The organism is Cryobacterium sp. TMN-39-2 (assembly GCF_004402745.1).
Lineage (GTDB): Bacteria > Actinomycetota > Actinomycetes > Actinomycetales > Microbacteriaceae > Cryobacterium > Cryobacterium zongtaii.
In genome coordinates, this window is the sequence record NZ_SOFX01000011.1 from 206704 (window position 1) to 231090 (window position 24387).

Annotated in this window: 22 protein-coding genes; 10 read left to right on the forward strand and 12 right to left on the reverse strand. The window is 68.9% G+C overall.

Translation table 11 applies throughout. The features are described 5' to 3' along the window. Positions 1–146 precede the first annotated feature (146 nt). Positions 147–2711 carry an ATP-dependent Clp protease ATP-binding subunit gene (locus E3O57_RS03065; RefSeq protein ID WP_103479068.1) on the forward strand — a complete coding sequence of 855 codons (2565 nt, stop codon included), beginning with the start codon at positions 147–149 and terminating at the stop codon, positions 2709–2711. Between the two features lie 76 nt (positions 2712–2787). On the opposite strand, the gene E3O57_RS03070 is transcribed toward E3O57_RS03065, so the two are convergent. Further along, complete coding sequence (locus E3O57_RS03070) at positions 2788–4962, reverse strand: glutamine synthetase III (RefSeq protein ID WP_103461012.1); 2175 nt, start codon at positions 4960–4962, stop codon at positions 2788–2790. 200 nt (positions 4963–5162) lie between these two features. On the opposite strand from E3O57_RS03070, the gene E3O57_RS03075 reads away from it, so the two are divergent. Next, positions 5163–7403, forward strand: coding sequence for a UvrD-helicase domain-containing protein (locus tag E3O57_RS03075; protein WP_103461011.1), 2241 nt, complete (start codon positions 5163–5165; stop codon positions 7401–7403). Between the two features lie 384 nt (positions 7404–7787). Here E3O57_RS03075 and E3O57_RS03080 read toward each other — a convergent pair whose 3' ends face one another. Genes E3O57_RS03080 through E3O57_RS03095 form a run of 4 tightly spaced genes read right to left on the reverse strand, consistent with a single transcriptional unit; the run spans position 7788 to position 10202 of the window. Next, positions 7788–8387 carry a TetR/AcrR family transcriptional regulator gene (locus E3O57_RS03080; RefSeq protein WP_103479069.1) on the reverse strand — a complete coding sequence of 200 codons (600 nt, stop codon included), beginning with the start codon at positions 8385–8387 and terminating at the stop codon, positions 7788–7790. 3 nt (positions 8388–8390) lie between these two features. After that, positions 8391–8849 (reverse strand): hypothetical protein, encoded by a 459-nt coding sequence (locus E3O57_RS03085; RefSeq protein WP_103479070.1) that lies wholly within the window; start codon positions 8847–8849, stop codon positions 8391–8393. Between the two features lie 40 nt (positions 8850–8889). Beyond that, the gene (locus tag E3O57_RS03090; RefSeq protein WP_103479071.1) at positions 8890–9207 is read right to left on the reverse strand and encodes a hypothetical protein; all 318 of its coding nucleotides are present in this window, start codon (positions 9205–9207) and stop codon (positions 8890–8892) included. Positions 9208–9239: 32 nt separating this feature from the next. Further along, a complete protein-coding gene (locus tag E3O57_RS03095) occupies positions 9240–10202 on the reverse strand; it encodes a 1-phosphofructokinase family hexose kinase (protein WP_174776302.1) in 963 nt (320 codons plus the stop codon). Between the two features lie 333 nt (positions 10203–10535). Here E3O57_RS03095 and E3O57_RS03100 point away from each other — a divergent pair, with 333 nt between their 5' ends. After that, complete coding sequence (locus E3O57_RS03100; protein WP_241990283.1) at positions 10536–11255, forward strand: NAD(P)H-hydrate epimerase; 720 nt, start codon at positions 10536–10538, stop codon at positions 11253–11255. Here E3O57_RS03100 and E3O57_RS03105 read toward each other — a convergent pair. Next, the gene (locus tag E3O57_RS03105) at positions 11252–12166 is read right to left on the reverse strand and encodes a 3-methyladenine DNA glycosylase (RefSeq protein WP_103479072.1); all 915 of its coding nucleotides are present in this window, start codon (positions 12164–12166) and stop codon (positions 11252–11254) included. The genes E3O57_RS03100 and E3O57_RS03105 overlap by 4 nt on opposite strands. Positions 12167–12319: 153 nt before the next feature. Here E3O57_RS03105 and E3O57_RS03110 point away from each other — a divergent pair, with 153 nt between their 5' ends. After that, on the forward strand, positions 12320–13081 hold the full coding sequence (locus tag E3O57_RS03110; protein WP_103461007.1) for an SDR family oxidoreductase: 762 nt from the start codon (positions 12320–12322) through the stop codon (positions 13079–13081). 71 nt (positions 13082–13152) lie between these two features. Here the strand turns inward: E3O57_RS03110 and E3O57_RS03115 are convergent, their stop codons facing one another. Both E3O57_RS03115 and E3O57_RS03120 read right to left on the reverse strand, forming a co-directional pair. Next, positions 13153–14181 (reverse strand): glutathione S-transferase family protein, encoded by a 1029-nt coding sequence (locus E3O57_RS03115; RefSeq protein WP_103479073.1) that lies wholly within the window; start codon positions 14179–14181, stop codon positions 13153–13155. Between the two features lie 47 nt (positions 14182–14228). Next, on the reverse strand, positions 14229–14525 hold the full coding sequence (locus E3O57_RS03120; RefSeq protein ID WP_088455902.1) for a hypothetical protein: 297 nt from the start codon (positions 14523–14525) through the stop codon (positions 14229–14231). Between the two features lie 221 nt (positions 14526–14746). Here E3O57_RS03120 and E3O57_RS03125 point away from each other — a divergent pair, with 221 nt between their 5' ends. The 5 genes from E3O57_RS03125 to E3O57_RS03145 all read left to right on the forward strand — a co-directional run bounded on the left by E3O57_RS03125 (position 14747) and on the right by E3O57_RS03145 (position 20141). Beyond that, positions 14747–16477, forward strand: a complete 1731-nt coding sequence (locus E3O57_RS03125) for a bifunctional diguanylate cyclase/phosphodiesterase (protein WP_103461005.1) — start codon at positions 14747–14749, stop codon at positions 16475–16477. 128 nt (positions 16478–16605) lie between these two features. Further along, positions 16606–17040 carry a VOC family protein gene (locus E3O57_RS03130; RefSeq protein WP_103479074.1) on the forward strand — a complete coding sequence of 145 codons (435 nt, stop codon included), beginning with the start codon at positions 16606–16608 and terminating at the stop codon, positions 17038–17040. A gap of 240 nt (positions 17041–17280) precedes the next feature. Continuing rightward, the gene (locus E3O57_RS03135; RefSeq protein WP_133159750.1) at positions 17281–17841 is read left to right on the forward strand and encodes a hypothetical protein; all 561 of its coding nucleotides are present in this window, start codon (positions 17281–17283) and stop codon (positions 17839–17841) included. 202 nt (positions 17842–18043) lie between these two features. Beyond that, positions 18044–19066, forward strand: a complete 1023-nt coding sequence (gene ligD, locus E3O57_RS03140) for a non-homologous end-joining DNA ligase (RefSeq protein ID WP_103479077.1) — start codon at positions 18044–18046, stop codon at positions 19064–19066. Positions 19067–19133: 67 nt separating this feature from the next. Next, the gene (locus E3O57_RS03145) at positions 19134–20141 is read left to right on the forward strand and encodes a CPBP family intramembrane glutamic endopeptidase (protein WP_103479078.1); all 1008 of its coding nucleotides are present in this window, start codon (positions 19134–19136) and stop codon (positions 20139–20141) included. 42 nt (positions 20142–20183) lie between these two features. Here the strand turns inward: E3O57_RS03145 and E3O57_RS03150 are convergent, their stop codons facing one another. Beyond that, a complete protein-coding gene (locus E3O57_RS03150) occupies positions 20184–20708 on the reverse strand; it encodes a dihydrofolate reductase (RefSeq protein ID WP_240632434.1) in 525 nt (174 codons plus the stop codon). Continuing rightward, complete coding sequence (locus tag E3O57_RS03155) at positions 20698–21522, reverse strand: thymidylate synthase (protein ID WP_103479079.1); 825 nt, start codon at positions 21520–21522, stop codon at positions 20698–20700. Before E3O57_RS03155 ends, E3O57_RS03150 begins: the two co-directional genes overlap by 11 nt. 80 nt (positions 21523–21602) lie before the next feature. On the opposite strand from E3O57_RS03155, the gene E3O57_RS03160 reads away from it, so the two are divergent. After that, a complete protein-coding gene (locus E3O57_RS03160) occupies positions 21603–22337 on the forward strand; it encodes a glutamine amidotransferase (RefSeq protein ID WP_103479080.1) in 735 nt (244 codons plus the stop codon). A 4-nt stretch (positions 22338–22341) separates the two neighbouring features. On the opposite strand, the gene E3O57_RS03165 is transcribed toward E3O57_RS03160, so the two are convergent. Further along, positions 22342–22995 carry a response regulator transcription factor gene (locus E3O57_RS03165; RefSeq protein ID WP_103460999.1) on the reverse strand — a complete coding sequence of 218 codons (654 nt, stop codon included), beginning with the start codon at positions 22993–22995 and terminating at the stop codon, positions 22342–22344. Then, positions 22992–24338, reverse strand: coding sequence for an ATP-binding protein (locus E3O57_RS03170; protein WP_241990284.1), 1347 nt, complete (start codon positions 24336–24338; stop codon positions 22992–22994). The genes E3O57_RS03165 and E3O57_RS03170 overlap by 4 nt, the downstream gene beginning before the upstream one ends. Between the last annotated feature and the right edge of the window lie 49 nt (positions 24339–24387).

The window sequence follows — 24387 nt, forward strand, 5'->3', positions numbered from 1 at the left end:
TTCGGCGTCCGCCGGACGCAGTGCGAGCGCGGATTCAGGGAAATCTCAGGATGCCGCGGGAATGAAACGCGCGCCCAAACGTTGACTTGAGTCGAGGTCACTCAAGTTTTGGGTTTCCTCCTCGTTCAGATTCCCAGGAGGTTTCCTTGCCTACATACTTCGGCCCGACCGGTTCCGACAACGGTTCGTTCGACGAGTTCCTGGCCCGCTACCTGCAGGGCCAGCGCGCCGCGCAGTCCGGCCGCCCCATCGAGATCACCCGGCTCCTCAGCCGCCGCACCCACGAGATCCTCGTGCAGGCGGCCCAGTTCGCCGTCGCCCACGGTCACGCCCACGTTGACGCCCTGCACCTGCTGCGGGTGATGGTCGAACAGGAACCCGCCGCCTCGGCCATCCGCCGTGCCGGTGGTGACCCCGCCGCCATCGCGGCCGCCGCCGACCAACGCCTGCCGGAGTCCGGCGACCGTGAGTCCCAGTCCGCGCCCGGTCTGACGCCCTCGGCACAGCGCGCCCTGCTGGATGCTCACCAGGTGGCCCGCGCCTTCGGCTCCACCTACATCGACCCGGAGCACCTGTTCTTCGCCTTCGTGGTGAACCAGGACTCACCCGCCGCCCGGGTGCTGGCAGAGTCCGGCGTCACGGCCGAGTCACTGCAGGCCGGCGCCCAGCAGGCCGAGGACGACGAGGCCCAGGCCGGCAGCTCGGCCGCCGACAGCGCCTCAGACACCCCGATGCTCGACACATACGGCATCGACCTCACCGAGCGTGCCCGCTCCGGCAAGCTCGACCCGGTGATCGGCCGTAGCGACGAGATCGAACAGACCGTCGAGATCCTCTCCCGCCGCACCAAGAACAACCCGGTGCTGATCGGCGAAGCCGGGGTGGGCAAGACCGCCGTGGTCGAGGGCCTGGCCCAGGCCATCGTCGACGGCCTGGTGCCCGAACAGCTGCGCAGCAAGCGCGTCATCGCGCTCGACCTGCCCGCCATGCTCGCCGGCACCCGCTACCGCGGCGACTTCGAAGAACGCCTGACCAAGACCATGGACGAGATCAGCGAGCGCAGCGATCAGATCATCGTCTTCATCGACGAACTGCACACCGTGGTCGGGGCCGGCGGGGCCGGCGAGGGCGGAATGGACGCCGGCAACATCCTCAAGCCGCGCCTGGCGCGCGGTGAGCTGCACGTCGTGGGCGCCACCACCCTCAACGAATACCGCAAGGTCGAGAAGGACCCCGCCCTCGAACGGCGCTTCCAGCCCGTGCGGGTGAATGAGCCCAGTATCGACGACGCGGTGCAGATCCTCGCCGGCCTGCAGGGCCGCTACGCCGAGCACCACTCGGTGCGTTACACGGATGCCGCGATCCGCGCGGCCGTCGAAATGAGCGCCAGGTACGTTCCAGACCGGTTCCTGCCCGACAAGGCCATCGACCTGATCGACCAGGCCGGGGCCCGAGCGCGTCTAGCGCTCGGCTCGAGGGTCGACATCGAAGGCCTGCGCGAACAGCAGGCCGGCCTCGAAACGGCCAAGACCATCGCGGTCGCCGCCGAGGCCTACGAGGAGGCGTCCCGCCTGCGGGACGAGACCGAGCAGCTGGCGGAGCAGATCACCGCGGCCGAGGCCGCCCAGGATGCGTCACAGCCGGCACCGTCCGCCGTGGTGGACGAGGCCGAGATCGCCGCGATCATCGCCCGCGCCACCGGCATCCCGGCCAGCCGCCTCACCGCGGGCGACCGCGAACGCCTTGCCACGCTCGAGGACGACCTGCACCAGCGGGTCATCGGGCAGGAGGACGCGGTGACCGTGATCGCCAAGGCCGTACGGCGCAACCGCACCGGAATGGGCGATGCCTCCCGGCCTGTCGGCAGCTTCCTGTTCCTCGGCCCCACCGGGGTGGGCAAGACCGAGCTCGCCAAATCGTTGGCCGAGTCACTGTTCGGTGACGAGAAGGCGATGCTGCGCTTCGACATGAGCGAGTTCGGTGAACGTCACACCGTGAGCCGCCTGGTCGGTGCTCCTCCGGGGTACGTCGGCTACGACGAGGCCGGCCAGCTGACCGAACACGTGCGGCGGAACCCCTACTCGGTGGTGCTGCTGGACGAGATCGAGAAGGCGCACCCCGACGTCTTCAACCTGCTCCTGCAGGTGCTCGACGACGGCCGCCTCACTGACGGCCAGGGCCGCACTGTGGACTTCCGCAACACCGTGATCATCATGACGTCCAACATCGGCTCCGAGGTGCTCGCCAGCCGCAGCGGCGCGCTCGGCTTCACCGCCGACCTCGACGGAGCGCACAACGGCTTCGGGTCGGAGAAGGCCCTGCGGGACCGGGTGATGGCCAAGCTCCGTGAGGCCATGCGGCCCGAGTTCCTCAACCGCATCGACGAGGTCGTGCTGTTCCGGAAGCTCGATCAGCCCCAGCTCCGCCAGATTGTGCGGCTGCTGCTGAACCAGACCGAGGCCAGGCTGCACGCCCAGGGACACGCGCTCACCGTGAGCGACGCGGCCGTGGACTGGATCGCCGAGAACGGCTACGAGCCCGAGTACGGCGCGCGGCCGCTCCGCAGGGTCATCCAGCGTCAGCTCGACGACAGAATCGCCGATCTGCTGGTGGCTTCAGAGCTCGGCGCCGGGGGAGTGGTGGCCGTGACCGTGGCCGACGGTGCCCTGCACGTGGCGTCCGAACCGGCACGGATGCCGCTGGCGGCGTAACCGCGGATGAGAACGCCCCGACCGGACCTTGACGGGTCCGGCCGGGGCGTTTCTGCGTTCGGCCTGTTCGTGGAAGCTACAGAATGAAGAGCATCTCCTGGTAGGTCGGCAGCGGCCACAGGTCATCGGCCACGATGCCCTCCAGCACGTCGGCCGCCGCGCGCACGGCGCTCATGGCCGGCAGCAGGTCATCCCTGGCGTGCTCGGCCTCGGCCAGCGCGCTGCCGGACTCGGCAGCCAGGGCATCTTTGAGCACGGCCAGGGCGGTGCGCAGCTTGGCGATCGGAGCGCTCACCTCCAACAGGGCGGCTATGTCGGCATCCCCGCCGGCGGCCCTGACGGCGCCGATGTTGAGTGCCACCTCGGTCTGGTGCCGCATCGCGGCCGGCAGGATCTGCGTCGAGCCGATCTCGAGGGTGAGCCGGGCCTCGACGCCGATGGTGAGCGCGTACTGCTCCAGACCGATCTCATAGCGGCTGTGCATCTCCCGGTGGTTGAACACCCGGTACTTCTCGAACAGCTCCAGGGCGGACTCGGTGATCAGCTCCGGCAGGGCGTCCAGCGTCGTCCGCAGGTTCGCCAACCCCCGCTTTTCGGCCTCGATGGGCCAGGAGTCCGCGTAGCCGTCGCCGTTGAACACGATGGCGCCGTGCTCGGTGATGATCTGGGTCAGCAGGGCCTGCACGGCGGTGTCGAAGTCGGTGCCGGCCGCGACGGCCGCCTCAAGGTCGGTGGCGATGTAGTCCAGCGACTCCGCCATGATCGTGTTGATCGTCACCATCGGGCCGCTCACGGTCTGCATCGAGCCCGGCGCGCGGAACTCGAACCGGTTGCCGGTGAAGGCGAACGGGCTGGTGCGGTTACGGTCGCCGGGATCGGTCGGCAGCTGGGGCAGCGTGTCGACGCCGATGATCATGGTGCCCTTGTCCTTCGAGGAGGTCGCGGGACCCTTGGCGATCTGCTCGAAGACATCCGCCAGCTGGTCGCCGAGGAAGATCGAGATGATCGCCGGCGGGGCCTCGTTGGCGCCCAGACGGTGGTCGTTGGTCGCCGAGGCGACGGAGACCCGCAGCAAACCGGCGTACTTGTGCACGGCACGGATGACCGCGGCGCAGAAAACCAGGAACTGGGCGTTGTCGTGCGGGTTGTCGCCGGGGACGAGCAGGCTGCCGAGCTGGTTGTTGCCCAGCGAGAAGTTGACGTGCTTGCCTGAGCCGTTGACTCCCTGGAAGGGCTTCTCGTGGAAGAGGCACTCCATGCCGTGTTTCTTGGCGATGGTCTTGAACGTGGTCATCAGCAGCTGCTGGTGGTCGGCGGCGATGTTGCCGCGTTCGAACATCGGCGCGATCTCGAACTGGCCGGGCGCGACTTCGTTGTGCCGGGTCTTGGCGGGGATGCCGAGCTTGAACAGCTCCCGCTCGGTGTCCATCATGAAACCGAGCACCCGCTCGGGGATGGCACCGAAGTAGTGGTCGTCGAATTCCTGGCCCTTGGGCGGCTTGGCGCCGAACAGGGTGCGGCCGGAGTTGAGCAGATCGGGGCGGGCCAGGAAGAAATGCCGGTCCACGAGGAAGTACTCCTGCTCAGGGCCGCAGAACGCGACGACCTTGGCCGGCTTGACGTGGCCGAACAGGCGCAGGATGCGCTCAGCGTGTTCGCCCATCGCCTGCTGCGAGCGCAGCAGCGGCGTCTTGTGGTCGAGGGCTTCGCCGGTCATCGAGACGAAAACCGTGGGAATGCACAGGGTGTTGCCGTTCGGGTTCTCCAGAACGTAGGCGGGGCTGGTGACGTCCCATCCGGTGTAGCCGCGGGCCTCGAAGGTGTTGCGCAGGCCGCCGTTGGGGAAACTGGACGCGTCGGGCTCGCCCTGCACGAGGGTCTTGCCGGCGAACTCGGCCAGCGCGGTGCCGTCGCCGACGGGTTCGAGGAAGCTGTCGTGCTTTTCGGCGGTGAGGCCGGTGAGCGGGTAGAACACGTGCGCGTAGTGCGATGCGCCCTTTTCCATCGCCCAGTCCTTCATGGCGGAGGCGACGGCGTCGGCGACCAGGGGATCCAGCATCGCACCGTGCTCGATGGTGGCCATGACCGACTTGTAGACGAGCTTGGGCAGCCGCTTCTGCATGACGACGCTGCTGAACACGTTCTCACCGAAGATCTGGCCAGGGGTTTCGGCGTCGGTGAAGCTGACGGCCGGGGGCACATAGGCCTCGACATCCCTGATCGCCTGCAGGCGCATGGCATTTCCACTCATGGTTTACCCCTCTATTCGGGTCTTTTCGGGCTCTGTCCGCGACGGGGTGCGGAATCCGGTAGCCCAAACCTAGGGAGCGTGTATGCCGGGGACATTTCGGCCGCGTGACGGATTCGCTCTGCCGGTGCTCCCGGTTGGGGGTCGAAACCCAGCAGCATCGTCAGCGGCTAAACTGGTCGTTTGATTTGAGGGGTGTTTGAGTGGTTGATACGGAGCTCGCGCGCGAACAGGACTATGTCGCCACGCTGTACGCGCGCCTCGACGCGCTGCAGCGGGAGGCCGAGGCCCAGCTGAAGGCCGTGCGGATTCTCGACGTCGGTGGTAACCACCAGTCCCGGTCCGAGCGCGACACCTTTGCCCGCACCTACGAGGACCGCATCGTGCAGCTGCGCGAGGTGGACGACCGCCTGGCCTTCGGCCGGCTGGAGACCGCCCCGGAAGAGGACGGCGCACCCGTCTACAGGTACATCGGCCGGGTGGGCCTCCGCGACGAGAACCTGCAGCCGATCCTGCTCGACTGGCGGGTACCGCAGGCCAGCGCCTTTTATCAGGCCACCGCCGCGACGCCGCTCGGTGCCCGCTCCCGCCGGCACCTGCTCTCCAGCGGCCGGCGCATCATCCGCATCGAAGACGAGATTCTGGATGCGGCGCTGCTGGAGGGCGACACCGCCAACCTGCATCAGGGCGAGGGGGCGCTGCTCTCGGCGCTGACCGCCCAGCGCACCGGGCACATGTCCGACATCGTCTCGACGATCCAGGCCGAACAGGACCGCATCATCCGCTCGGAGCTGAACGGTGTGCTTGTCGTGCAGGGCGGCCCCGGTACCGGCAAGACCGCCGTGGCCCTGCACCGCGCCGCCTACCTGCTCTACACGCACCGCGACAGGCTGCAGAACGCCGGTGTGCTCATCGTCGGACCGTCCACGTCGTTCCTGCAGTACATCGAGGCGGTGCTGCCGTCACTCGGTGAGACCGGGGTGGTGCTCGCCTCGGTAGGCCAGCTGTTCCCCGGCGTCGAGGCCGGCCACGAGGACGCGCCCGCCGTCGCCGCGCTCAAGGGCCAGACGTTCATGGCCGACCTGATCGCTCGGGCCGTGAAGAGCAGGCAGAAGGTGCCGGCCGCCGCCCAAAAGCTGCTCGTGAACGGCGACACCCTGGTGCTCAAGCCCCAGCTGATCGAGGCAGCCATCCACCGCGCCCGCTCCGGCGGCAAGCCGCACAACGAAGCCCGCGTCGTCTTCGTCAAGCACGCCCTGAACGCGCTGGCCCGCGAGTGGCTCGAGCAGCTCCAGCGCCAGGGCCGGTCGATGGACGACACCGACCTTCCGATGCTGCGCGAAGACCTCCGGCTGGCCGACGATGTACGGGTGGCGCTGAACACCGCGTGGCTGCCACTCACCCCGCAGAAGCTTGTGCAGGACCTCTACGCCCGGCCGCAGTGGCTGGAAGAGCTCACGCCGCGCTGGCGGGCCGCGCAGCGCGCGCTGCTCCACCGACCGCGTGACGCCGAGTTCACCATCGCCGACATCCCGCTGCTCGATGAGGCGGCCGAGCACCTCGGCGAGTACAGCGCCGTCGACGCGGCCCAGAAACGTGAGGCCAAGGAACAGCGCAAGCGCGACATTGAGAACGCCGAGCTGGCGATCAAGAACATGGACGTCAAGGGACTCGTGAATGCGAAGGCCCTCGCCGACAACTTCGCCGAACTCGGCGACCGCGCCACCACGGCCGAACGGGCGGCGCTGGATCGCAGCTGGACCTACGGGCACGTGATCGTGGATGAGGCGCAGGAGCTCTCGCCCATGCAGTGGCGGCTGCTCATGCGCCGCGGCCCGCGCCGCTCGTTCACCATCGTCGGCGACATCGCCCAGGCCGCCGCGGCCGCCGCGGCGGACAGCTGGCGGGAGGCCCTCGCACCCGTGCTCGAGGCCTCGTTCGAAGCCGACAGGTGGCGCCTGGAGGAGCTGACGGTGAACTACCGCACCCCCAGCCAGATCGCCGAGGCCGCCGAGGAGATGGCGGTGGCGCACGGCCTGCCGATCACGGCGTCACGCACGGTGCGCGCCAGCGACTGGCCGGTCGTTATCGTGACGGACGCCGTGGACGCCCTGCGGCGGGAGCGCGCCCTGGGCGTGGGCGGCACTGTCGCGGTGATCGTGGTGGAGGAGCACATCGATGCCCTCGCCGAGGCTCTCGACGCCGAGTTCGGCGACATCGTCGGCCGCGGGGCGCTCGGTCTGCTGCGGGATGTGGCGTTGCTCACCCCGCACGACTCCAAGGGTCTCGAATTCGACGCCGTGATCGTCGTCGACCCCACCGCCATCGTGGCGGCGTCCGAACGCGGAGCCGGAGCGCTCTACGTGGCCATGACCCGCGCGACCCAGCGCCTGTACCTCGTGAGCGACGGTCCGCTGCCCGCCGGGCTGAGCGACCTGCCCTAACGTCCGGCTGCGCTGCCTCGCCGCACCGACGTCGCCACTTCGGGCAATAGTCCCCTTCACGCGTGCAGAAGGAGGTATTTGCGGCAAGTCGGCGGGGGCAGATTCGCCGACTTCGGCAAGAAATCCGCTTCACGGGCGCTGAAAGGGGTTTTTGCGGCAAGTCGGGGGAGACCTGTCTCGGGCCCCTCTGCCTGTCTCGGCGCCGGCCTCCTCAGGACGACTTGCCACTTCGCGCCCATTGCTCGACGGTGACAGGGCCTCACCTGGCAACTCACCGAGTCGGGCCGTGCCGACTCTTCGTCTGGCGCCCCCTCGTTGCGCGCCAATGGGCTAAAACTGGCAACTCGATGCGGGCGGTGCCGGCGGGTGATGGGGTGACGGCGGTCAGGCGGCGCGCGGCCGCAGGGCCCTGATGGTCGCGAGCAGCGCTTCGGAATTGATCAAGGCCGAGTTGCGGATCGCCTGGATGGAGGCGCCCTGAATGAGCGCCACGACTGTGGCCGCGAGGTCGGCGCCCGAGACGCCCTCCCCGCCGGCAGGGGACCCGGCCGCGCCGACCGCCGCGCGGCAGACCGGCAGGAACGCCTCCAGGTAGCGCCCGAATGAGGCCTCGATGCGGTCGCGAAACAGGTCGGCGTGGCGGGAGAAGTAGAACGCGAAGAGTAACTCCACGCCCGCGTGGTGCTCGACCAGGCGTTCGAGCTCGACCCTGACCATCCGTTCGAGGCGGTCCCACGGTGCCAGGGCGGCCAGGCTCGGGTCGGTGAGCGCGTCGAGGGTGCCGTCGAGCAGCAGCGCGAGCAGGGCCTGGAGCAGGCCGTCCTTGGACTGGAAGTGGAAGAACACCAGGCCAGGGGAGATACCCGCTGCGGTGGCGACGCGTCGGGCGGTGACGGCATCGAGACCGTCGGTGAGGGCGATCTGGTAGGCGGCGGTCAGGATGGCGTCGCAGCGTTCCTGTTCGGGCAGTTTGGGTCCGCCCATGGGTCAGTTGCCGCCGTCGGCGCGCCGGCCGGTGCGATACTCGCGCCACGCCTTCCAGGCGCCCGTTGACCAGAGCGCCCAGAGCACAAGCACGGGCTGGAAGAGCAGCCGGATGGTGCGGTCGAGGTCGGTGTTCAGCCCGAATGAGTCGGTCTGGGTGACGAGCTGGGAGATGTTGCCGGGAAAGATCGCGACGAAAAACGCGGCCACGATCCAGCCGACCTGCACACGGAACCGGCCCAGCGCCAGCAGCGCCGCACCCAGGATGATCTCGACGACGCCCGAGGCCACGACCACGAAGTCGCCCTCCAGCGGCAGCCAGGTAGGTACCTGGGCGAGGAACGCCTCGCGGTTGACGGTGAGGTGGCTGATGCCGGCGAGCAGTAGGAAAGCGCCGAGCACCAGGCGCAACACTGTGCGGACAAGCGTGGTGCGGGTCTTCTGCGGGGCGAGGAGGGTCATGGCTCCCACCCTACATTGATCACTGGGTCAATGACTCGGCCTACCGCGGGGCGGCGGCCACCAGTTCGGCCACTTCGGCGTCGGTGCGGGCCTCGAACACGCCCCACATCATGTGGGTCGGCCCGCTGCCATCGCTACCCGCCCTGGCGGGGCGGCTGATCCACCGATTGGCGGTTGCCGCGGCGCCCAGGGAGACTAAGGAAGGGGCGATGACGGTCTTGCGCAGAGTGCCGGCCACGACGCTGCCGTCGCTCCCGAGTCGCCAGCCGCGGCTCGCGGCCAGCACCTGGCCCACCTCTTCGTCGGTCAGCCAGCGGGAAAAGCTCCGACCGGGCGGGTCGATTCTGGTCAGCTTCATGGGAACAACACTAATCTCGCCGCCCGAGGCGCTTAGGCCGGGACCAGGGCGAGTTCGGCTTCCAGTCGTTCCACGTCGGCCCGGTGGCAGAGCTCGGTGGCCGGTGTCATCGCGGTGGCGCTGCCGGCCGCGACCGCCGCTCTGAAGGCCGCGGCAGGGTCGTGGCCCTGTGCGATGCGCAGCACGAACGCGCCGAGGAAACTGTCGCCGGCGCCGACAGTGCTCTGCACCGTGACCTGCGGAACGGCCAAGCGCATCACGCCGGCCGCCGAGGCGAGCACGGCACCCTTGCCGCCGAGCGTGAGGGCCACGAACTCGGCGGATCCCCGGGAGACGAGGGTGCTTGCCGCGGCGATCTGGCTCTCTTCGGTGTCGAGCGTCGAGCCCACCAGCTCGCCCAGTTCACGTCCGCTGGGTTTGACCAGGAAGACCCCTTCCGCGAGGGCTGCGGCCAGGGCCGGCCCGGACGCATCCACTATGCAGCGCGCGTCGTGCGCGCGGGCCAGGCGGGCGACCCTGGCGTAGAAGTCGTCGGGCGCGCCCGGCGGCAGGCTGCCGCTGGCCACCACGTAGCCGCCGTGCGGGATCGACTCCGCCACCCGGGCGAGGCAGGCACGCCACTCGGGTTCGGTGATTTCCGGACCCTGCAACACGAAGCGGAACTGTTTGCCGGTGGTCGTCTCGTCAACCGTGAAGCTCTCCCGGGTGCTGCCCGCGATAGGCACCACCACGGTGGGGAGGCCTTCGGCTTCGATGAGCTTGCGGTAGGCGTCGCCGGTCGGCCCGCCGGCTGCATATATGGCCAGGGTTTGGCCACCGAGACGCTGGATGACGCGGGAGACGTTGATGCCGCCGCCACCCGGGTCGAGCCTGGAGAGTCCGCAGCGCATCTTGTGCTCACCGACCACGTTTTCTGTCGAGGTGCTGACGTCGAGGGCGGGGTTGACCGTGAGAGTGAGTATCGGTCGCAGCGTTGTCGGCCTGGGAGCATCCATGACCCCAGCGTAGGACTGTGAGCGCTTTTCGCCGTTCAGCCGCGGGAGAACAGCCTGGTGAAGAAGCCTCCCCCGGAGGGCTCCTTCTGGTGTCCGGCGCAGCGATCGATTCGGGGGACGCCCCGCATGACCTGGTCGACGTGTTGACCACAGCCCGCCCAGGTGGTCTTTCCGCAGGTTCTACAGGTCACGGCTCGGCACACGGAGGACTCCTTCTGGTTGGCCAGGCCGGGCGGCCTGGAGGACTCAACAATACCCCATGGGGTATCCAATTCTCTGACCGGATGCTGAGCGTCGCGGGGTCGGGCCGCCCAGGCGGCGTAGGGTGGCGGCGTGCATCCCTCACCCGTGCCGACCTACACCGCAGCCCAGGTGCGCGAGGCCGAAGCACCCTTCCTCGAGCAGGGAGTGCCCCTCATGGCCCGGGCGGCCCGGGCACTCGCAACCGAGGCAGCGGCCCTTCTCGCGGCGCGGCGCGGCGGATCGGATGGCGGAGCGGTTGAGGGTGCGCGCGTGCTGGTTCTGGCCGGGTCGGGCAACAACGGGGCAGACGCCTTGTACGCCGCGGAGCTGCTGGCCGGCTGGGGCGCCACCCTCTGTATCCTGCCTACCAGCGACCGCCCACACCGGGAAGCGCTCGAGGCGGCCCTCGCGCACGGAGCTGACCTGCGCCCGGTGGGCGAACCACCCGAGGTCGTCACAGGCCTCGCTCGTTCGGCCGACCTGATCCTCGACGGCATCCTGGGCACCGGGACCACCGGCAATCCCGCCTTGCGTGGAGTGGCGCGCGGCACTGTGGCGGCTATTCTGCCGGCCCTCGCCGGTGAGCATCCGCCCCTGGTCGTGGCCGTGGACCTGCCCAGCGGCATTGGTGTGGACGATGGCAGCGTGCCCGACCCCACGGTGCTGCCGGCCGACCTGACGGTGACCTTCGGCGGTTGCAAGACCGGGCTCATCACGCGCCCGGCCGCCGACTATGTCGGCCGGGTCGTCGTGGCCGACATCGGTATCGGTGTCGAGCTGGAGCGCATCCGCCGACGTGACCTGGGCTAACGCGCCGGGGGCACGGGCTCCGACAGCGCGCCGACCGCGGCGATCACCCGGGCGCGCAGGCCGTTGCTCCGTTCGGTGAACCCGCGTTGCCGCCGCACGTACTCGGCCTTGCCGGCCGGGGTCTCGATGGCGACAGGGGAGTAGCCCCACTCGGAGAGGTCGTAGGGGGATGCCTGCATGTCGAGTTCCCTGATGTCGCGGGCGAGGTCGAAGCAGTCCAGCAGCAGGTCCCCGGGAATCAGGGGGCCGAGCTTGATGGCCCACTTGTAGACGTCCATGCCCGCGTGCAGACAGCCGGGCTGCTCCAGACGCGGCTGGTTCTCCCGGGTCGGCAGTACGGGGCGGGCCTGCTCCGAGTTGAGGTCCACGGCGGCGGGGGTGAAGAATCGGAACGCGTCGAAATGCGTACAGGCGATCCGGTGGGATTCCACCACGGTGTCGGTGTCGCCCTGGCTGAGCCGCAGCGGAGATTCATGGCGGTGCTCGCCCTGTTTGTACACCATGGCCCATTCGTGCAGGCCGAAGCAGCCGAAATTGCCGGCTCGCTGTGCGGTGCGGCCCAGCAGTGTCACGATGAAGCGGATGCTCCGCGCGTTCTTCTCGATGAAGGCGGCGTGGTCGACGACCAGGTCGTCCCGCTCGGAGCGGTACCATTTCCACCCGGCCCGCTCCTCGGTCGCCGCGCCCTGCAGGACCACGTTCGCACCGGGATGCCACCGCCGCAGCAACCCTGGACGGAACGGGTAGTAGGTGAACAGAAAGTCGTCCACCGGATGCGTGTGTGCGGTGCCGGCGCGTTGCCGGCGTCCCAGCGTGGCGGCGTCGGCCCGATCCTGGTGCCGCCGTTCCAGTTCGCGCCACTCGCCGGCGGTGAGCGCTGTGAGGGCGGTCGCGGGAGAGATGTGCACCATACGAGGGTACTCGCGGCCGTGCGGGGCCCGTCCAATCTGCAGGTCGGGTCGCCCGCCAGCGTGATCACCCCGTAGAGTAGTCACTAGGCGGAACGATGTTCCGTCCAGCAGAACATCCAGCGCGACCCGGCACACTCACAGAGGAGCACCAACATGACCGCGAACCCCTTCGACCTCACCGGCAAGGTGGCCATCGTCACGGGCGCCAGCAGCGGCATCGGGCTCGCCATGGCCGAGGGACTCGCGGCCGCCGGAGCCGACATCGTCGGCGTGAGCGTCAACATGCCGATGACCGGCAGCGAGGTCTCCCAGCGGGTTGAGGCACTGGGCCGCACCTTCACCCCCTACGACGCCGACTACGCCGACCGTGCAGTGATCACCGCCCTCGGCACCGAGCTGGCCGCCCTGAACGCCGACATCCTCGTCAACAACGCCGGCACCATCCGCCGGGCCCCGGCCGCCGTGCACTCTGACGAGTTCTGGGACGAAGTGATCGCCGTGAACCTGTCGTCGCAGTTCGTGCTGAGTCGCGCCGTCGGCGCCAACATGGTGGCTCGCGGCCACGGCAAGATCATCTTCACCGCCTCCCTATTGAGCTTCCAGGGCGGCGTGAACGTGCCCGGCTACACGGCATCCAAGTCGGCTATCGTGGGCCTGGCCAAGGCACTGGCGAACGAATGGGCCGCGTCCGGCGTCAACGTGAACGCCATTGCACCCGGTTACATCGCCACCGCCAACACGAAGGATCTGCGGGCGGACGCCGACAGGTCCAAGGCGATTCTCGATCGCATCCCCGCCGGACGCTGGGGCGAGGCCTCCGACCTCGTCGGTGCCGCCGTCTTCCTCTCCAGCAACGCATCCGACTACATCAACGGAATCACCCTGCCGGTCGACGGTGGCTGGCTCGCCCGCTAGGCGCGACTGAATTGCAGAAATCCCCCCTTCCTGTTGCCAGGTAAGGGGGGATCTCCGCACCTCAGTGCAGCCTAGAGCGCCGGCACCCGCTCGCTTTCGAGCGGCGCCTCCGGCGGGGTGCCGTCGCCGAACGGGCGGCCGCCCAGGGCCTCGCGGCCGTGCGCGGTCAGCCACCCCGACGCATCCGGCCCAGCGGGCACGATGCCGGTGGGGTTGATGTCGCTGTGCGTCACGTAGTAGTGCTTCTTGATCTGCTCGAAGTCGATAGTGTCGCCGAAGCCCGGGGTCTGGAACAGGTCGCGGGCGTAGGCCCAGAGCACCGGCATCTCGCTGAGCTTGTTGCGGTTGCACTTGAAGTGACCGTGATAGACCGCGTCGAACCGGGCGAGCGTGGTGAACAGGCGGATGTCGGCCTCGGTGATGGTATCTCCCACGAGGTAGCGCTGGTTCGTCAGGCGTTCTTCGAGCCAGTCGAGCCTCGAGAAGAGGGTGCCGTAGGCCCGCTCGTAGGACTTCTGGCTGCCGGCGAAGCCACACTTGTAGACGCCGTTGTTGACGTCGTGGAAGATCAGGTTGGCGACCTCGTCGATCTCGGCGCGGAGGGCCACCGGATAGAGGTCGGGCGCGCCGGGCCGGTGGTAGTCCGCCCACTCGGTCTCGAAGTCCAGGGTGATCTGGGGATAGTTGTTGGTCACGACCTTACCGGAGGGTACATCCACGATCGCCGGCACCGTGATGCCGCGGGGGTAGTCGGGAAAGCGCGCGAAGTAGGCCTGCTGGATGCGCTCGATGCCCAGCACCGGGTCTACTCCGTTCGGGTCGAGGTCGAAGGTCCAGCTGTTTTTGTCGTGGGTGGGGCCGGGCATGCCAAGGGAGATGACCAGCTCCAAGCCGAGCAACCGGCGCACGATGGCGGTGCGGTTCGCCCACGGGCAGGCGCGGGCGGCCACCAGGCGGTAGCGGCCGGGTTCCACCGGCCAGCCGTCGCGGCCGTCGAGGGTGATGCGGTCTTCGATGTAATTGGTGTCGCGATCGAAGTCCTTGCCGGGCTCCACGTAACTGGGACGCAGCGTGCTGGGAGTGAGGGTCTCGTTGCTCATGGCTCCACGCTACGGGAAAGAACCCGTGCGTACGCATAGAGTTGCCCTCATTCGTGCAGGTGGTGCACCGGCCAGCCGGCGACGTGGGCGAGCAGGTCCAGCAGCGACTGGGCGGAGGCGCGGGCCTCAGCCTGGCCGCGGGGATCGTGCACATCGAGGGTGAGGGGCGGGGCCTCACCGAATTTCGGGATATCCACTTCCACCCAGCCGCCCTGCGGTAGCCCCACGAAAGCGGAGGCCGTCCGCGCCCCCTGCACCGGGGCATCCAGCGTCGCGGCGATTACGGCCAGCGCCTCGGGCTTGGTCAGGTGAATATCGGCGACGATACTGGCGACGTGGTCCATTGGGGTCCTTCGATATCGACACGCACAGGCGCTGCCTGCTCAGCGTCAGCTTAACCGACCTTCGGTAGCTGTGGATGTCGGTGTCCCTCCCTGGTCATCGCTCAGCGGCCCGGTGACCTGCACCTCGATGTGGCCGTTTTGGGGGTGCGCGGAACCTTAACGCGCGGCAAACGGCGGCGAGCGGGTTTTGTGACACCCAGTCGCTCCGGTATTGATTTTGTATGAGCTTAGAATTTCCGCCTGTAGCCCGGGAACTGCATGCTGACCGGCCCGTCAGCGTCGGCGAACTGGCCACACCCGCCCGACTGGTACCGGGAGACACCCCGCTGGCCGACATCGACCGGACTTTCCGGGCCGAGCGCCAGCTCCGCTCCCTGGTCGTGCACGACGGTGAACGATACGCGCTGTTGTCGCGCGAGCACGTGGAGTACACGCTCACCGGGCGACTCGGCTACGGACGGGGGTTGCACGTGAGGTCAACCGCGGCGCAGATGGTGTCGGAGAATTCCTTCTCGCTGCCGGGAAACCTCGAACTCGGCCACGCCGCCCAGCGCATCCTCGCCCTGCCGGAGGAGTCCCGATATCGGGACGTGCTGGTACTCACCGATGCCGGGCCCGGTGTTGTCGCGGTGTCCCAGCTGTTCGAGCGGCTGTCGTCCGACTTCCGCTACGCCGCACTGCACGATTCCCTCACCGGACTGGCCAACCGGCGCCAGCTTGAGGAGCGGGGCTCGACGTTCACCGCGGATGACCTGGCCGGCGTGGCCGTGTTGTTCATCGACCTTGACGGGTTCAAGGCCGTGAACGACACCTTCGGACATCGGGCCGGCGACGAGGTCCTCGTCGAATTCGCCGACCGGCTGCGCAGGCTGGTGCGTCCCACGGATGTTCTGGCCCGGTTGGGTGGGGACGAATTCGCGGCGCTTCTGGTGAACGTGACGGAGGCCCAGGCCCTCGACGTCGCGGACCGAGTGCTGATCAGTGCCACCGCACCGTTCCCGAGCGACGGCCACCTGCTGCACGTATCCGCGTCGGTAGGTGTCTCGATGGCCGTCGACGTGGTCGACGAACTGGAGCTGAACCAGCTCGACGCGCTGCTCAGACACGCCGACGGAGCAATGATCAAGGCCAAACAGTCCGGCAAACGCCAAGTGGCAAGGCTCGACGGACAGGGCGCCGCGCCGATCACCCGGAACGCGCTCATCCGCCGTCGGCTCACGGCGGCGTTCGAATCCCGCACCTTCGCACTGAACTATCAACCGCAACTGGACCTGGTCACGGGAGACTGCTCCGCCGTCGAGGCTCTGCTGCGCTGGAACGACAGGGTGCTGGGTGAGGTGTCGCCGGCCGAGTTCATCCCGATCACGGAGCTGTCCGGCGACATCCACCGCATCGGTGAGTGGGTGATCGACCAGGCGTGCGCCCAGGCGCGCCAGTGGCTGGATGCGGGTGAGCCACGCAGCATCGCGATCAATGTGTCGCCGCTGCAGCTGGCCGCCCGCACCCTGGTTCCGCAGGTGCTCGCGGCACTCGCCGCCCATGGGGTGCCCGCGGAGCTGCTGCAGATTGAGATCACCGAGGGGTCCGCGATCACCGACCTGCCGCGGGCGATCGGCCAGCTGCAGGCGTTGCGGGACGCGGGCCTGAGCATCGCGCTCGACGACTACGGAACCGGGTACTCGTCGCTGGCGATGTTGCGTGACCTCCCACTGACAACCGTGAAGATCGACAAGACCTTCATCGACACGATCGAGGACTCGCCCCAGGACGCGCTTCTGGTGGGTGGGGTCATCGACACGGCCCACGCGCTGGGCCTGCGGGTGACCGCTGAGGGGGTGGAACGTCCCGGCCAGTTGCACCTGCTTCGGGCCATGGGCTGCGACACCGCACAGGGCTACCTGATCTCGCGGCCCGTGCCCGCCGAGCTGCTGCCGGTGGCGCAGCCGTGCTGACCCGAACGGCCTGAGCCGGCGCACACCTCGCGCATCTGCGCCGTCCGGTTGATAATCGGCAGCGTACGCAGACGCACCTTCCACCACCGATGGCACGGGCAGCGAGGTCCGGGCAGCGAGGAGACATCATGAGCACGAAGCTCAACCCCTATCTCGGATTTCGTGACAACGCCAAGGAGGCGATGGAGTTCTACCACTCGATCTTCGGCGGCGAATTGACGCGCAGCACGTTCGCGGAATACCAGGCCAGCGAGGACCCGAGCGAGCAGGACAAGACCATGCACGCGGCGCTCACCACCCCGAACGGCCTGTCGTTGATGGCGGCAGACACCCCGAACGCCATGGAGTACACGCCCGGCAACAACTATTCGGTCTCGCTGAGCGGCGACAGTGACGACGCCGCAGTCTTGCGCGGCTACTGGGACCGGCTTGTCGACGGCGGAACGGTGACGATGCCGCTGGAGGTCGCGCCGTGGGGCGACAGTTTCGGCATGTGCGTCGACAGGTTCGGAGTGGCCTGGATGGTCAACATCGCGGGGGCTGCGCAAGAGGCTGCGCGATAGGCCCGACCGATCCGACCACCCCGGGACTGGGGTGGTCGGTTCTGGTTGTTCTGGGGGTGCCGTCACTAGCATGAGCACATGAGAACATCTCGGGGGAGATCAATGGTTCGTGCACGGTCATTCTTGCTGATCGGGGCCTTGGCGGTGGCACTCACGGGCTGCGCCGGGGAGGGATCGGCAGGCACCGCGGCCTCGCCAGAGCCGTCACAGACATCCGTCGCCAGCCCGACCGCAACGCCGGTGCCGACGGAAACACCCGCACCCGCGGCGGCTGCCGCTGTCACCGGAATCGTGCTGACGCCCGAGGCCATGCAGGTGACCTCGAGCGACGACAGCGTGGTGTCCTTCAGCTACTACGATCCGATCGAGGACGTCGTCGCCGCCCTGACCGCGGCCTTCGGCGCCGACCCGGTCGTGGGCCGGGAGTATCCGACTGTCGAGCCCGGCCCCCAGACCCGCTACGAGTGGCCGGGGCTGCGGATAGTGGACGAGGACTGGCCGGCCGCCGCGCCGCTGGACTCGAACTACTACGTCGTTCTCGAGGCGCCGGAACTGAACGGCGTGTCACTGGCGACGATAGACGGTATCCAGATCGGCGATTCGGCGCTTACCCTCGCCGACCAGTATCCGCACACCTTGACCGACGAGGCCAGCTTCACCGTGTTCGTCGGCGGGGTCGCTATCCCCAGAAGCGACGCGAATCCACGAGACAACTCGTCGATCTCGGTGTGGGTGTCGACCGACAATCCCGAGCGCACGATCACCAGCATCTCCTCGCCGGCCGAGGACTACGGCGTCTGACCTCGCTCAGATGAACAGTGTCGTGGTCGGCTCCGAGGGTTCGCCGAGCAACATTGTGACGCCGCCGAGGTCGACGCCGGGCATCAGGTCGGATTCGGCGCTGCGCGAAGACATCCGCGAGCTGGGAGACAAGCCCCAGAAATCGCGAATTTCTGAGGCTTGACTCACGGTTCGCGGGGGAGATCCGGGTTAGGTTGGGCGCATGGCGAGTGAAGCGACGGAGCTTGTTGTCCAAGGGCCACACGGCGAAAGAGTCGTGCGCGTCTCCAGCCCGAGCCGGGTGCTCTGGCCGGAGGTCGGCATCACCAAACTCGACCTGGCCGAGTACCTCGTGGCGGTGGGGGAGTCCTTCGTCGCCGCGAACGGCGACCGCCCGGTGTCGCTGCAACGGTTTCCGGGCGGCATCGACGGCGAACAGTTCTTCTCGAAGAACCCGCCCAAGGGCGCCCCCGAGTTCGTGCGGGCGGTGCCGGTGGTCTATCCGAGCGGGCGCACCCATCCGCAGCTCGTGATCGACGAACCGGCCGGTGCCGTCTGGGCGGTGCAGATGAACACCGTGGTCTTTCACCCCTGGCCATCGCGGGCAGAGGACACCGACAACCCCGACCAGCTGCGCATCGACCTCGACCCGCAGCCAGGCACCGACTTCGACGACGCCATCCCGGTGGCCATCGAGCTGCGTGCCGTGCTCGCCGAGGCGGGCCTCACCGCGTTCGTCAAGACCTCCGGCAACCGCGGCCTGCACGTCTTCGCGCCCATCGAGCCGACCCGCGAGTTCCAGGTGGTGCGGCACGCGGTGATCGCGGCCGCCCGCGAGGTCGAACGGCGGATGCCGACGACTGTCACCACGAACTGGTGGAAGGAAGAGCGCGGGGCCCGCATCTTCGTGGACTTCAACCAGGCGAACCGGGACCGCACCATGGCCGGTGCCTACAGCCCGCGGGCGCTCGCCCATGCGCCGGTGTCGTGCCCGATCACCTGGGACGAACTGGGGAGCACCGACCCCAAGGTGCACACCATCCTGACCGTGCCGAAGCGCCTGCAGAGCACCGGCGATCCCTGGGCGCAGATGCACGAGAAGCCGGGCCGTATCGACGTATTGCTTGAGTGGTGGGAACGCGACCTGGCCGCCGGGCTGGGCGAGCTGCCCTTCCCGCCGGACTATCCCAAGATGCCCGGCGAACCCCCGCGGGTACAACCCAGCCGGGCCCGCCACGACCCGTAGCGCGGCTCCCGGCATCTCCGCCGAGCGACGGATGTCGGCCGGTCGGTTGCTGACTAGCGTTGCAGCCATGAGCACACCAACCCTCAGCGATCCACAACCCTCGACCACCGCGGCGGCGGTGCCGTTTCCGGATCGGGTGCCGTGGACCGCGGTGGCGGTGTTCGTGATTCTGGCGTGCGGCCTCGCCTGGCTGGTGGCCCTCCCGCTCTGGCTGGACGGCAGCGGACTGGCCAACCCGCTCGCCGCACTCCTGCTGCCGGTCATGATGTTCACCCCCGGCATCGCCGCGCTCTTCGTGGTGCTCGTGGTGCAGCGCCCCCGCCCCCGATCCATCCCGGAGTACCTCGGCCTGTGGCCGTTGCGCCCGCTCAAACGCACTCTCTGGATGACCGTGTTCGGCCTTCTCGGCAGTGCCCTGCTGGTGATCACGGGCGTATTCCTCGCCGCGGCGCTCGGGCTCGTGCAGCTTGATCTTGTGACCTTCTCCGGCTTCGCGCAGGTGCTGCAGGACGCCGATCCCGCCGGGACGGCCGCACCGTCCTCGGTTCCGGTTGGGGTCATCGTGCTCCTGCAATTGCTGACGCTCCCGGTGGCCGCGATCTTCAACGGTCTCTTCGCGCTGGGCGAAGAGATCGGCTGGCGCGGCTGGCTGCTGCCGTCCCTGCGCCCGCTGGGCACCTGGCCGGCCTTGCTGATCAGCGGGGCAGTCTGGGGGTTCTGGCACAGCCCGGTGATCCTGCTCGGCTACAACTTCGCCCAGCCCAACCTGCTCGGCGTCGCCCTCATGATCGGGGGCTGCATGTTCTATGGCGTCCTGATCGGCTGGCTGCGGCTCCGCACCGGCTCGGTGTGGCCGGCGGTCTTCGCACACGGCGCATTCAATGCCGCCGCGGGCTTCCTGTTCCTGGTGGCCGTTGACGGCACCTCCGCCGACCCTGTGGTGCTCGGCCCTCTGGGCTGGGTGGCCTGGATCGTGATGGCCGTTGTCGTCGCGGTGCTCGCGCTCACCGGACAGTTCCGGATTCAGCCGGCCCTGCAGCGTCGGGCGCGTCAGCTGGCGCCGGCCGACCGCTAGGCGCACGTTCACCGGGCGTGTGTTGCGGCGCCCTGGCGGTGGCTAGGCGGGTTCGCGATGGTAGCTCACGAAGCGGTAGCGGAGGTCTGTGCGGGAGGTCTGCCACTCGGTGACGGCGGTCTGCGTGAACGCGGCGTCGATCACCGGAGCCAGGGTGTCTCCGACGGGTTCGGCGTCGACCTCGGTGACCTCGAGATGATCGGCCAGCGGCATGGCCTGGCGATAGATCTCGCCGCCACCGATGATCCAGACGCGCTGGGGGGCGGCAGCGGACTCCTGGGCGGCCCAGTCCAGCGCGGCCGTCAGGGAGTGCAGCACGGTGGCGCCTTCGGCGACCCAGTCCTCCTGGCGGGTGACGACGATATTGTCGCGCCCGGCCAGCGGGCGGAACCGTTCCGGCAGCGAGTCCCAGGTGCGGCGGCCCATGATCACGGCGCCGCCGAGGGTGAGCTCCTTGAACCGGATGAGGTCCTCGGGCAGTCGCCAGGGGATGCTGCCGGCGTCGCCGATGACCCCGTTGACCGCCTGCGCCCAGATCAACCCGATCCGGGCGTCCTCAGACGGCAACTGGAGCCTTGATCGCGGGGTGGTGCACGTAGTCGACGACCTCGAGGTCCTCGAACTCGTAGTCCAAGATGCTGTCGCGCTCGGTGGTGATCTTCAGCTGGGGCGCCGGGAACGGGGCGCGGCGCAGCTGCTCGGTGACCTGTTCGAGGTGGTTGGAGTAGATATGGCAGTCGCCGCCGGTCCAGATGAAGTCGCCGACCTCGAGGCCGGTCTGCGCGGCGACGAGGTGGGTGAGCAGCGCGTAGCTGGCGATGTTGAACGGCACGCCGAGGAACAGGTCGGCGCTGCGCTGGTAGAGCTGGCAGGAGAGCTTGCCGTCGGCCACATAAAACTGGAACAGGGCGTGGCACGGTGCCAGGGCCATCTCGGGGATGTCGGCGACGTTCCAGGCCGAGACGATGATCCGACGGGAGTCCGGGTCGGTCTTGAGGGTCTCGATGACCTGGGCGATCTGATCGATGTGGCCGCCGGCCGGGGTGGGCCAGGAGCGCCACTGCACGCCGTAGACCGGGCCGAGTTCACCCTGCTCGTCGGCCCACTCGTTCCAGATGCGCACGCCGTGCTCCTTGAGCCAGCCCACATTGCTCTCACCGCGCAGGAACCAGAGCAGCTCGTAGGCCAGCGACGGGAAGTGCACCCGCTTGGTGGTGATCAGCGGGAAGCCCTGGCTGAGGTCGAAGCGCAGCTGGGCGCCGAACACACTCAGCGTGCCGGTGCCGGTGCGGTCGGCCTTGGTGGCGCCGGTTTCCAGAACCAAACGCAACAGGTCTTCGTACGGGGTGGCGATCGGGCTGGTCTGGGCTCGAGTGTTCATCGACTCAAATCTACAGGGCGATGCCAGAAGACGGGAGTCACATCCGGTGCCCTGGCCGCCAGACTCGGTAGCATGGGGCGGTGAAGCCCTTTCTGCTGCTGGCGACCCGTTCCGAGGATGAAGCCGCCGACGACGAGTACGCCGGCTTCCTGGCCGCCGGCGGCCTGCTGCCCGAGCAGCTGCACAGGGTACGCCTCGAGGCCGCCCCGATGCCGCCGATCACCCTCGCCGACTACTCCGGCGTGATCGTGGGCGGCAGCCCGTTCAACGCGAGCGACGCCGACGAGACCAAGTCGGCGGTGCAGCACCGCGTCGAAGGCGAACTCGCCGGCCTACTCGACGACGTGGTGGCCCAGGACTTCCCATTCCTCGGCGCCTGCTACGGCATCGGCCTGCTCACCAGCTACCTCGACGGCGTCGTCGACGACACCTGGTCGGAGGTGGCCGGACCCATCGTGGTGAGCCTCACGCCCGAGGGCAGCGCCGACCAGCTCTTCGGCCGGATCACCCCGACCTTCGAAGCCTTCGTCGGCCACAAGGAGGCCTGCACGGTGCTGCCGACCGGTGCAACGCTGCTGGCCACGGGGAAGGACTGCCCGGTTCAGGCGTTCAGGATCGGCCGGAACGTCTACGCCACCCAGTTCCACCCAGAACTCACCCAGGCCGGCATCCTCACCAGGCTGCGGGTCTACCACGACAACGGCTACTTCGAGCCGGATGCCTATGACGAGGTCATCGCCGCCATCGATGCCTCGACGGTGACCGAGCCGGCCACCATCATGAAGGCCTTCGTGGAGCGGTTCGGCACGGCCTAACCCTCTAGAGCAGTTTGCGCGCCGTGGCCCACGCCGTGAGCTCGTGCCGGCTGGAGAGCTGCAGCTTGCGGAGCACCGCTGACACGTGGGTCTCCACGGTCTTGGGGGAGATGAAGAGCGCACTGGCGACCTCCTTGTAGGCGTAACCGCGGGCGATCAGCCGCATCACCTCTTGCTCTCTGGCCGAAAGCCTGTCGAGCTCGTCGGTGGTCGCCGCGGTCTCGCCGGCGACCGCGCCGAAGGCATCCAGCACAAAACCGGCCAGGCGCGGCGAGAAGACGGCGTCCCCGCCGGCCACCCGGCGGGCGGCTTCCGACACCTCGGCCCCTGACGCGCTCTTGGTGATGTATCCGCGGGCACCGGCACGGATGACCGTGACGACGTCGTCGGCCGCATCCGACACGCTCAGGGCCAGGAACAGCGTCGACGGAGCCAGCGGCGCGGCGGCCCGGATCACTTCGGCGCCGCCACCGCCGGTGCCACCGGGCAGGTGCACGTCGAGCAGCACCACCCGCGGCTGGGTGGCGACGACCACCGCGATGGCCTCGTCGACCGTCGCCGCCTCGCCGAGCACCCGCAGCGCCGGGTCCAGCTCCGAGCGCAGCCCGGACCGGAAGATCGAGTGGTCGTCAACGATCACGACGGTGAGGTCATTCATGGGGTGTCTTCCTGGATGTCGAGGGGGAGGGAGAGCCGGATCTCGGTGCCGGTGCCACCCGGGCCGGGGCTTACCGAGGCGGTGCCGCCGGCCCGCTGCATGCGGGCCAGGATCGACTCGCGCACGCCCATGCGGTCGGCTGGGATGTCACCGATCGTGAAGCCCGGCCCGCGGTCGGTGACACTGACCTCGATGGCGGTCGGCGACGACTCCACGTACACCGACACACTGCCGCCGGCGTGCCTTGCGGCGTTGAGGATTGCTTCGCGTGCGGCCGCGAGCAGGGCCTCGGGCACCTCCCGGTCGACGGAGCCGACCGCGACGACGTCCACGTGTACCGCATAGTCGCGTTCGACGGTGGTCGCGATACCGCGCAGCTCCGCGGCCAGGTCGACCGGACCGTTCGCGGCCCCGGTGAACGGCCAGTCCCGCAGATCGCGTTCCTGGGCGCGGGCGAGCCTGGCGGCATCCGAGTGCGGGCCCGCCTTCTGCTGGATGAGAGCAAGGGTCTGCAGCACCGAATCGTGCAGGTGCGCGGCCATCTCGGCCCGGCCGGCCTCCCTCTCGCGTGCCGCCCGCTCGTCGGAGAGGTCGCGGGTGAGCCGCACCGCCCAGGGGGCCACGACCACGGCGACCCCGACGAGCACCGACATGGCCGCCACGACGACGGTCCAGACGTTGGGGTTCTCGCTGGTGACGAAGAACAGCAGGATGCCCAGCGCCACCAGGACCAGCGCCCCGAGGGCTCGCACCAGCATGCCGGAGCTGCGGGGACCGGCGCCGCTGCGCAGCTCGGCGAACTGGCGCCAGGCCAGCCCGGTGCCCGCCAGTGCCACGATCGCGGGGATGATGGCGTCCAGCGGCAGGTCGGCGCCGAGCCGGTTGGCGATCAACGCGCCGGCCGTACCGACCAGCGCGAGCCCCAGCAGGATCTCGGTGACCGGCGCGCGACGGGGCTCCGCGGAGCCGGCATCCGCCTCCGGCCCCGCCGTTCCGACGGCCGGACCCGACGTCGCACCGGCGGACGGGGCGCCCGGCGGGGTGCGCGCATCGGGCAGGGTCACGGTGGAGCCGGTGAGCGCGGCCTTGGGCAGGAGGTCCCGGCGCGGGGCGCTGCCGGCCGCGCCATCCGCCGATTCGTCGGGGGTCGTGGCCCACAGCCAGCCGTAGAGCAGCACCCCGGCGCCGCCGCAGAGGGCCAGTACGAAGGTCACGGTGCGTACAAAGGTGACGGGCAGGCCGGAGTGCCGGGCGAACCCCGCGCACACGCCGGCCACGATGCGCAGGCGTGGCCGCACGAGGTGCCCGGTGAAACGGGTGTCGGTGGGACGCAGGTCGGTCACAGCACCATCCAAGCACCCATGGGCTGCTCGCTCGCACCCCGAACCGCTT

Coding starts and splice junctions, on each gene's coding strand:
- E3O57_RS03070 (WP_103461012.1), bottom strand. CDS start 4,962: ATGAGTGGAAATGCCATGCGCCTGCAGGCGATCAGGGATGTCGAGGCC.
- E3O57_RS03080 (WP_103479069.1), bottom strand. CDS start 8,387: ATGGGCGGACCCAAACTGCCCGAACAGGAACGCTGCGACGCCATCCTG.
- E3O57_RS03085 (WP_103479070.1), bottom strand. CDS start 8,849: ATGACCCTCCTCGCCCCGCAGAAGACCCGCACCACGCTTGTCCGCACA.
- E3O57_RS03090 (WP_103479071.1), bottom strand. CDS start 9,207: ATGAAGCTGACCAGAATCGACCCGCCCGGTCGGAGCTTTTCCCGCTGG.
- E3O57_RS03095 (WP_174776302.1), bottom strand. CDS start 10,202: ATGGATGCTCCCAGGCCGACAACGCTGCGACCGATACTCACTCTCACG.
- E3O57_RS03105 (WP_103479072.1), bottom strand. CDS start 12,166: ATGGTGCACATCTCTCCCGCGACCGCCCTCACAGCGCTCACCGCCGGC.
- E3O57_RS03110 (WP_103461007.1), top strand. CDS start 12,320: ATGACCGCGAACCCCTTCGACCTCACCGGCAAGGTGGCCATCGTCACG.
- E3O57_RS03115 (WP_103479073.1), bottom strand. CDS start 14,181: ATGAGCAACGAGACCCTCACTCCCAGCACGCTGCGTCCCAGTTACGTG.
- E3O57_RS03120 (WP_088455902.1), bottom strand. CDS start 14,525: ATGGACCACGTCGCCAGTATCGTCGCCGATATTCACCTGACCAAGCCC.
- E3O57_RS03125 (WP_103461005.1), top strand. CDS start 14,747: ATGAGCTTAGAATTTCCGCCTGTAGCCCGGGAACTGCATGCTGACCGG.
- E3O57_RS03130 (WP_103479074.1), top strand. CDS start 16,606: ATGAGCACGAAGCTCAACCCCTATCTCGGATTTCGTGACAACGCCAAG.
- ligD (WP_103479077.1), top strand. CDS start 18,044: ATGGCGAGTGAAGCGACGGAGCTTGTTGTCCAAGGGCCACACGGCGAA.
- E3O57_RS03145 (WP_103479078.1), top strand. CDS start 19,134: ATGAGCACACCAACCCTCAGCGATCCACAACCCTCGACCACCGCGGCG.
- E3O57_RS03155 (WP_103479079.1), bottom strand. CDS start 21,522: ATGAACACTCGAGCCCAGACCAGCCCGATCGCCACCCCGTACGAAGAC.
- E3O57_RS03165 (WP_103460999.1), bottom strand. CDS start 22,995: ATGAATGACCTCACCGTCGTGATCGTTGACGACCACTCGATCTTCCGG.